General features: G+C 28.6%; 8 protein-coding genes and 1 other annotated feature. Of the genes, 2 read left to right on the forward strand and 6 right to left on the reverse strand.

What is annotated here, in order from left to right; genetic code table 11:
• The 4 genes from CLCHR_RS23340 to CLCHR_RS23355 form a co-directional block, all read right to left on the reverse strand.
• The coding region (locus CLCHR_RS23340) for an SWIM zinc finger family protein (protein WP_207652341.1) at positions 1–533 on the reverse strand (533 nt) is incomplete at its 3' end.
• The gene (locus tag CLCHR_RS23345; RefSeq protein WP_079442330.1) at positions 530–733 is read right to left on the reverse strand and encodes a hypothetical protein; all 204 of its coding nucleotides are present in this window, start codon (positions 731–733) and stop codon (positions 530–532) included. The genes CLCHR_RS23345 and CLCHR_RS23340, both read right to left, overlap by 4 nt.
• 88 nt (positions 734–821) lie before the next feature.
• On the reverse strand, positions 822–2,762 hold the full coding sequence (locus CLCHR_RS23350; protein WP_079442321.1) for an ABC-F family ATP-binding cassette domain-containing protein: 1,941 nt from the start codon (positions 2,760–2,762) through the stop codon (positions 822–824).
• Between the two features lie 190 nt (positions 2,763–2,952).
• Positions 2,953–3,915, reverse strand: coding sequence for a transglutaminase domain-containing protein (locus CLCHR_RS23355; protein WP_079442322.1), 963 nt, complete (start codon positions 3,913–3,915; stop codon positions 2,953–2,955).
• 208 nt (positions 3,916–4,123) lie between these two features.
• Positions 4,124–4,377: a binding site (T-box leader), on the forward strand.
• Positions 4,378–4,481: 104 nt separating this feature from the next.
• On the opposite strand from CLCHR_RS23355, the gene ilvB reads away from it, so the two are divergent.
• Positions 4,482–6,161: a biosynthetic-type acetolactate synthase large subunit gene (gene ilvB, locus CLCHR_RS23360; RefSeq protein WP_079442323.1), complete on the forward strand. Its 1,680-nt coding sequence runs from the start codon at positions 4,482–4,484 to the stop codon at positions 6,159–6,161.
• The gene (gene ilvN / locus CLCHR_RS23365) at positions 6,154–6,459 is read left to right on the forward strand and encodes an acetolactate synthase small subunit (protein ID WP_079442326.1); all 306 of its coding nucleotides are present in this window, start codon (positions 6,154–6,156) and stop codon (positions 6,457–6,459) included. The genes ilvB and ilvN overlap by 8 nt, the downstream gene beginning before the upstream one ends.
• Positions 6,460–6,629: 170 nt before the next feature.
• On the opposite strand, the gene CLCHR_RS23370 is transcribed toward ilvN, so the two are convergent.
• Complete coding sequence (locus CLCHR_RS23370; RefSeq protein ID WP_079442327.1) at positions 6,630–7,034, reverse strand: hypothetical protein; 405 nt, start codon at positions 7,032–7,034, stop codon at positions 6,630–6,632.
• Between the two features lie 340 nt (positions 7,035–7,374).
• On the reverse strand, positions 7,375–7,983 hold the full coding sequence (locus CLCHR_RS23375; protein WP_079442328.1) for a thioester domain-containing protein: 609 nt from the start codon (positions 7,981–7,983) through the stop codon (positions 7,375–7,377).
• Between the last annotated feature and the right edge of the window lie 17 nt (positions 7,984–8,000).

Genomic DNA, 8,000 nt, shown 5'->3' on the forward strand with positions numbered 1-8,000 from the left:
CTTCTATTTCTTAGACCTATTTTAAATTCCACTTGAAGTTTGGATGACCAATTATTTTTATTTATAGTAATTTCGAATTTAAGTTTTTCCTTACCGCTATCCCCTATAAGTAAAGTTAATAAATCATCATTTGAGTTTTCTTTAATTTTCTTCTTTTTATTTTTAACATCAACATTATTAGAGATTGTATTTCTTAATTTTTCATCTTCATCGATTCTCTTTAAGAATGTATAAAAAGTGGCAATTAAATGCTTACAACAATAATTATCCTTTAGAAACTCATTTTTCTCAAAATCTAAACAACTACAATGAGTACCGATAATTTCTTTTGTTACATTATCTATTTCAAGCTTACATGAGTACTCACTTAGAAGGCTTTCTGACACTACAGACGAGTTTATTTTAATGTAATCTTTGTCTACAGTACAGTTTAACTCTCTAAGCAAGTCATTTTTTAATATGCGTTGACCTTTCATTAAAGATGAATTTGTTATATTCTTATTAAACCCTTCAAGTAATATCTGTTTAATCACTTTATATCTCCTTCATTTTCAATTGCCTTCATCTTTTTTATCAAATCAACACTTATGTATTGCGATTTAGAAATTCCTTTTCTAAAGTATCTTATTTGTTTATATTTCTTACCTTGAAGCTCAATATCTAAAGTATCTATGCGCTCTCCTTTAAATATAGTTGGCTCATCTTTTCCCTTTAAATAAATATGTAGTTCCATGATATATTGAACAAGTTTATCTTTAATTAACATATTTAATAATGATAAACTTATTATCCTCCTTGAATCAGATTATTTGTATATTAACCTAGTTACTACCTTTATACTCTTCGATAGCTTCTGCAATTTCATTTAGATATTCCCATCTTTCATATTTGGTATCTAATTCATTTTGTACTTGCTCTTTTTCTTTCATAAGCTCATTAAGTTTGCCGTAATTTGAAGAATTTTTACTCATATCTTCTTCAATATTTTTAAGTTTTTCTTCTAATTTAGCTATATTTTCATCTATTGTTTCATATTCCTTTTGTTCCTTGAATGTAAACTTAGGCTTATTTTCTTTAGTCTTCTCCTTTAGAAATTTACTCTTATCGTCCTTTGATTCACTTGTATTTTTCTCATTATTTGACTGTGAGCTGGCTTTTTCTAGTTCTTTAGAAATCAAGAAGTCACTGTAGTTTCCATTGTATTCTTTAATTAGCCCATTACCTTCATATGAAAATATTTTACTGCAAATTCTATCTAAGAAGTATCTATCATGGGATACAACAATTACTACTCCCAAGAATTTATCTAAAAAGTCTTCTAATATTTTCAATGTTTCAATATCTAAATCATTTGTAGGCTCATCTAAAATTAGAAAATTAGGTGATTCCATAAGAACTCTAAGCAAATGAAGTCTTCTTCTTTCTCCACCAGACAATTTTTCTATAGGAGTATACTGCATAATACTATCAAATAAAAATCTTTCGCACATTGTTGATGCTGTTATCTTTGTTCCATCCTCTACAGGAATGTACTCTCCGCCTTCTTTTACATAATCTATAACTCTTAATTTAGGGTCCATATTACTATTATCTTGAGAAAAACACCCTACTTTAACTGTGTCTCCAATTTCTATTTTTCCACTATCTAATGGAACTATCCCTCTAAGTAAATTTACTAAAGTTGTCTTACCTGCACCATTTTCACCGATTATACCAACTCTGTCACTTCTTAAAAATATGTAACTAAAATCTTTAATTAAAGTTCTATCCCCAAAAGATTTACAAACATCGTATAGTTCAACTACTTTTTTACCTAGTCTAGAACCTACAAATGAAATATCAACATCTTCCTGTCTTCTTATACTTTCAGTATTTACAAGATCATCAAATCTTTGAAGTCTAGCTTTTTGTTTAGTACTTCTTGCTTTTGCACCTCTTCTAACCCACTTTAATTCGTTTCTTATTAAGGCATTTTTCTTTTCTTCCTGAACTTGTTCAGTTTCCAGTCTTTCTATTTTTTTTTCTAGAAAAGCAGTATAATTACCTGGATATGAATATAAGTTACCTCTATCTAATTCTATAATTCTATTTGTAACTCTATCTAAAAAATACCTATCATGAGTGATCATTAATAGAGCACCTTTTCTCATATTTAAAAATTCTTCTAACCACTCGATAGAATCCGAATCTAGATGATTCGTAGGCTCATCTAGTATAAGTAAGTCACATGGAGTTATAAGAGCGCAGGCAAGTGCTATTCTCTTTTTTTGTCCCCCCGATAAATTACCTACTTTATCACTATAGTTTTTGATTCCAAGTTTAGTTAATATAGTTTTAGCGTCACTTTCAATATCCCATAAATTTAAAGAATCAATTTGACTTTGAACTTTTATCAATTCATTATTTAATGATTCAAATTTATCAACTTCACAATTATTAATCTTTTCTAATAATTCTTCATATTTTTTTAGGAGATTCATTTCCTTAGTATCACCTTTAAATACTTGTTCTAAAACAGTTGCATCTATATCAAAAATTGGATTTTGATCTAAATACTCAATTCTAACATTTTTACCTTTAGTAATATTTCCCTCAAAAAATTCTTCTCTTCCAGAAATTATTTTTAAAAATGTTGATTTTCCGGCACCATTTAGTCCTATCAAACCAACTTTATCTCCTTCATTAATCCCTAAAGATATATCATTTAATAATATTTTATCACTATAGCTCTTACTTATTCTTTCCAATGTAATAATATTCATTAACCTTAAATCTCCTTTATGTAAATATATACTCTCCTATTTTATCATAGTAAGCTCATAAACCCAAATGATTGATAATATAAAAAAAATCACTAACATTTCCAAGCTACTTCTACAGTTTCTTGAAAATATTAGTGAGATAAATTTTATTCAATCAATTATTAAGTTCTAGGAATTACAATGAAATTTACTACTTAGCACTTGGATATTTTGATGTATCCCAAGAGTGGTCTTTACTAATTTGATTATCTGTTAGATTAAAATAGTCATATCTTAAAATATCTCGAGATGATATTGGGTCGTCCCATGTAAGATCCACATGATGCCATTGGCCATTTATATAAACCATATTCCATGCATGACTCTGTCCATCTGCAGTACCTTCTATAAGAATTGATTTAATTCCAGCAGCTGTAAACATTTTTTGAGCAAGTAAAGTATATCCTTCGCAAACACCACTATGCTTAATTAAAGTATTATATGGATCATAGATTGTATAAGATTGATCATATTGTGTATTCTTAATTATCCAATCATGGATTGCTCGTTCTTTTTCAAATTGATTCATACTATTTGGAGCAATATCTGCCACTATTTTTTTTACTCTAGAGTCTAATTCTGATGCCATCTCTGCTGACATCTTATATGTGCAATTAATTTTAACATTTACATCTGATGAACCCCATCTTGATGTCATCTGAATATAATAATCCGATACGTTGTATGCTTCAAGTGGATTTGTATACTTAAGCTTGTCTATCTCAGATTGAATAGCATTTCCCACATTATTTATATCTCCATTATATTTTATAGAAAAAGAAGCATTCTCTAATCTAATGTTACTTAATATTGCCTGTCCTAATGAATCCAAATCTGATGCATAGCTGCTTTGTACAGAATTAGTCCATGCACCACTAGAATTTAAATAGTACCCATCTATGGTAGTATCGTGTGCCATATAACCATTTGAATAAAAATAATACCAGTTTTTATCTATTAATTTCCAACCCGTATAATAAGAACTACCTGACTTATACCACCAGCCATGATTGTCTTTTTTCCATTCAGCATTAGCTCCAACTGGATTTAATGCCATTACTGAAGTTACTACTAATGAAACTATTGTAAGCTTTACTAATCTAGATTTCTTCATCTTGTGTACCTCCTTAACCATTATAATATAATTGTATACTAATTTACCGCTTTGTGAAATAATACAATTATTAAAAATACATGAAATTTTTGCTTGAAATTATTTATAATGCGAATTTTATTTGAATATTCAGATTTTTTATTACATTTTGAAATATTCATTGACAAGTTTGATAATTTTTTACTATAATTATATAAAGCATAATAAGATAAAAACTGTGAAGAGGAAGAGTACATATATTATTGAAACGCAGAGAGAGAATGGTTGCTGTAAATTCTCATGAAGTATATATAGAATGTAGCCTTGGAGTTTTTAATCGAAATCTTTGGAGAGTAGAATTAAACGGACAGTCTACCGTTAAAGAGACAATAATATCGGATTTTTCCTGTATTATATTAATGAGTGTGTATTTAATAATACAAATTTAGGTGGTATCGCGGTGAGTATCTCTTCGTCCTATATAATTAGGACGAAGAGTTTTTTTATTACATAAACTAATATGAAATAAATTTATATATATTTCATATTAATTCATATAACTTAATTTTACGTAAGGAGTGATATTCTTGAAATATAGTGGTTCTGAAATTGTTATTAAATTATTAGAAAATGAAGGTGTAGAATATATATCAGGTATTCCTGGCGGGTTTAATCTCCCACTTTATGATGCATTATATAAAAGTAATATTAAACATATATTAGCCCGTCATGAACAAGGGTGTGGTTTCATAGCACAAGGAATCTCAAGAAGTACTAATAAAGTAGGTGTATGTTTTGCAACATCAGGCCCTGGAGTAACAAACCTTTTAACTGCTATTGCAGATGCTAAGCTAGACTCTATTCCTCTTGTTGCGATAACTGGTCAAGTTCCTCTATCTGCAATAGGTACTGATGCTTTCCAAGAGGTAGATGCATATGGTCTTACAATTCCTATAACAAAGCATAATTTTTTAATTAGAAATATCCATGAACTTTTTACGGTAATTCCTGAAGCTTTTAAAATAGCATTAGAAGGCAGGCCAGGTCCTGTACTTGTTGATATACCAAAAAACATTCAAACAGAGATTATTGAATTAGAAGAGTTTCCTAATAAAAACGTTAAAAATAATTCATTTCAAAGAGAAAGTTTAAAAGGCTCTACCCTTTTATGTATTGCAGAATTGATAAACAATTCTAAGAAACCTATTATCTATGCCGGTGGAGGTATAATTAATTCTAATGCATCTTCAAACTTGTATGATCTTGCAAAGAAAAATAATATACCTGTTGCTTTAAGTCTTATGGGATTGGGAGCATTTCCGTGTGATGATGATTTATGTCTAGGAATGCTTGGAATGCATGGAGCTCCTTTTACTAATTACCTACTTAACGAAGCTGATTTAATATTAGCACTAGGAGTAAGATTCGATGATAGAGCTACAGGAAACGTAGAAAAATTTTGTCCTAATGCCTCAATAATTCATATTGATATAGATCCTTCTGAAATAAATAAAGTTAAAACTAGTAGTTTATCAATGGTTGCAAATGTTAATGACTTTTTAGAAGATATTCTACCACATATAGAAGATAAGCCAAGGGATACCTGGAATCAAAGAGTTACATGTTATAAGGAAAAATATCCATTACCTACTTATAATAATGAATTACATCCTTCAAACATTATTCCGTATGTTGGAAATAAAGTGCCGGAAGATGCTATAATTACATCTGATGTTGGTCAGCATCAAATGTGGGTAGCACAAAGATACCCATTTAAAAAAGCAAAGTCATACTTATCATCAAGCGGCTTAGGAACTATGGGATTTGGGCTTCCTGTAGCCATAGGTGCAGCCTTATCAAATAAAGATAAGACAATAATTTGTTTTAGCGGTGATGGTTCAATTTTAATGAATATTCAAGAACTAGCAACACTTGCTGACTATAATCTTAATGTTAAGATTATCATACTAAACAATCATCATTTGGGTTTAGTTCGTCAACAGCAACAACTATTTTATAGTGAGCATTATATAGCGTCACATTTTATATCAAATCCAAACTTCAAAATTATTGCTGAAGGCTTTGGCATACAATCATGTGATTTAGGCTGTGAGGAGAATCCTCTTGAAAAATTAGAGGAATTATTATCAATAAATGGCCCTTGTTTAATTAATGTACCAATCGAAGAAACTGAGAATGTACTTCCTATGGTACCACCTGGAAAAGCAAATATTGAAATGATTGGTGGTGAATATTTATATGATTAATACAAATTTTTATCTTATTGAACTATTAGTTAGAAATCATTCCGGAGTGATGAGCCATATTACAGGATTATTTGCTAGACGAGCGTTCAATCTTGAAGGAATATTATGTGCTCAAACTGGTGATGGTTCAACTAGTAAGATGTTTTTATTGGTTAAAAACGATTCTGTTTTAGATCAAATTATTAAACAATTAGAAAAACTATATGATGTGCTCGAAGTATCCTTACATCAGGATTATGATCAATCTGTTTTTGAGAGCCTTGACAAAGTTTTAAAAATTAAACACGAAAGATTATAAATACTGTTTAAAAAAACAATTATTAATTTAGTATATATAATTTATTGCCTAAACTATTAATTTTCTTATATGATTGGTGGCAGCTACAGCTGCTACCCTTTTATCAGGTTTGTTAAATAAAAAAATACAGCCAAATTGTTGACTGTATAAAGAAAAAAGAAAAACCTGTGTTACTTAACCTCAAAGTTTTTAGTAGCTCTTGTTATATATCCATTATCATCTATTTCAGCATATGTTAATACATTTATACATGCAACAGATACTATTCCTTTTGTCTTATCTTTTTCGTTTATTAAAGTATAATAGTCATAGCCTGAATTTTTAATTTTGTCTTTATAGAAATTACTTAAGGATTCCTCAGTTATTTTATCAGGATTATAGTTTACTATACCCCTTTTGCCAATTTCTTCTCCTAAATTATTTAATACTTTATCTTCCTTTATCTCCTGCATATTTATTCCTGAATACTTAATGTTATCACTAAAACTTGTCCTAATTTTGTCTGCAAAATTACTATAACCAATTAACGAAAACAATATAATTCCAAATATTAATCCAAAAAACGTTTTTTTCATTTATTTTTCCTCCTAAACCTTATAACATAATTGTATATTGTTTCATACTTTTGTCAAATATATATAACAATTAAACTTATTCACATGAATCATATAATAAATTGATGTAAAATTTAATAGTATATATAAGATTTACAAAATAATATAATAACAATTTTAGAAAAAAGAGCAGTACTAACTTCCTAATACTGCTCTTTTTAAGTAAATAATTTGAAAAGTGTTATTTTTAGATACATTTTAACATAATATTACATTATGCACCACACTTTTTTGTTTTATTAATCTGAATACTTACATATCTTATGTTATTTAGTTGTGATAAATATACCTTAATATTTTTTTATCCTTCTTGTGGCGGATATTCAGATTCCATTGACTCAACTTGTTCTTCAATAGTGAGATCGTCATAAGAAATAACTACTACATCTTGTACTGACTCATCACTTGTTTTATAAATTCTACTTTGAAAGATGCTATTGTATTTTGCAGCAACCCCACCAGTGTATATTTTTTTTATGGCCTCTAGAATTTTAGTATTTTGACTTTTAATTGCATTAACATCATAACCCTGAAATAAACTCCATATTGCAATTTGAGTAGCAAAATATGCTTGATTATCATTATCTAAATTTAACTCACGCGCAGACTTATTAGGGTATCCTGCTGCAAGAATGTTATTAAGTTTCTCATTCATATCTGTACTCATCGTAAAACTATGACCTGATGGATAATGTCTATTTATTTCTAAACAATATGTTACATTATTACTTCCTTCAATTCTTAATCTATGTACTGAAATATTATTACCATCATACTGAACAGTATTTATTGCCTCCTTTTCTGTAATTATTTTTATCTTTTCTGGCATAGTGGCCCCAATAATATTACTTAATAAAACCATACAAATCATAAATATAGTTGATACTCTTATAAATTTACTTAATTTCATTATAATCACTCCTAACA

The organism is Clostridium chromiireducens, assembly GCF_002029255.1.
GTDB lineage: Bacteria > Bacillota > Clostridia > Clostridiales > Clostridiaceae > Clostridium > Clostridium chromiireducens.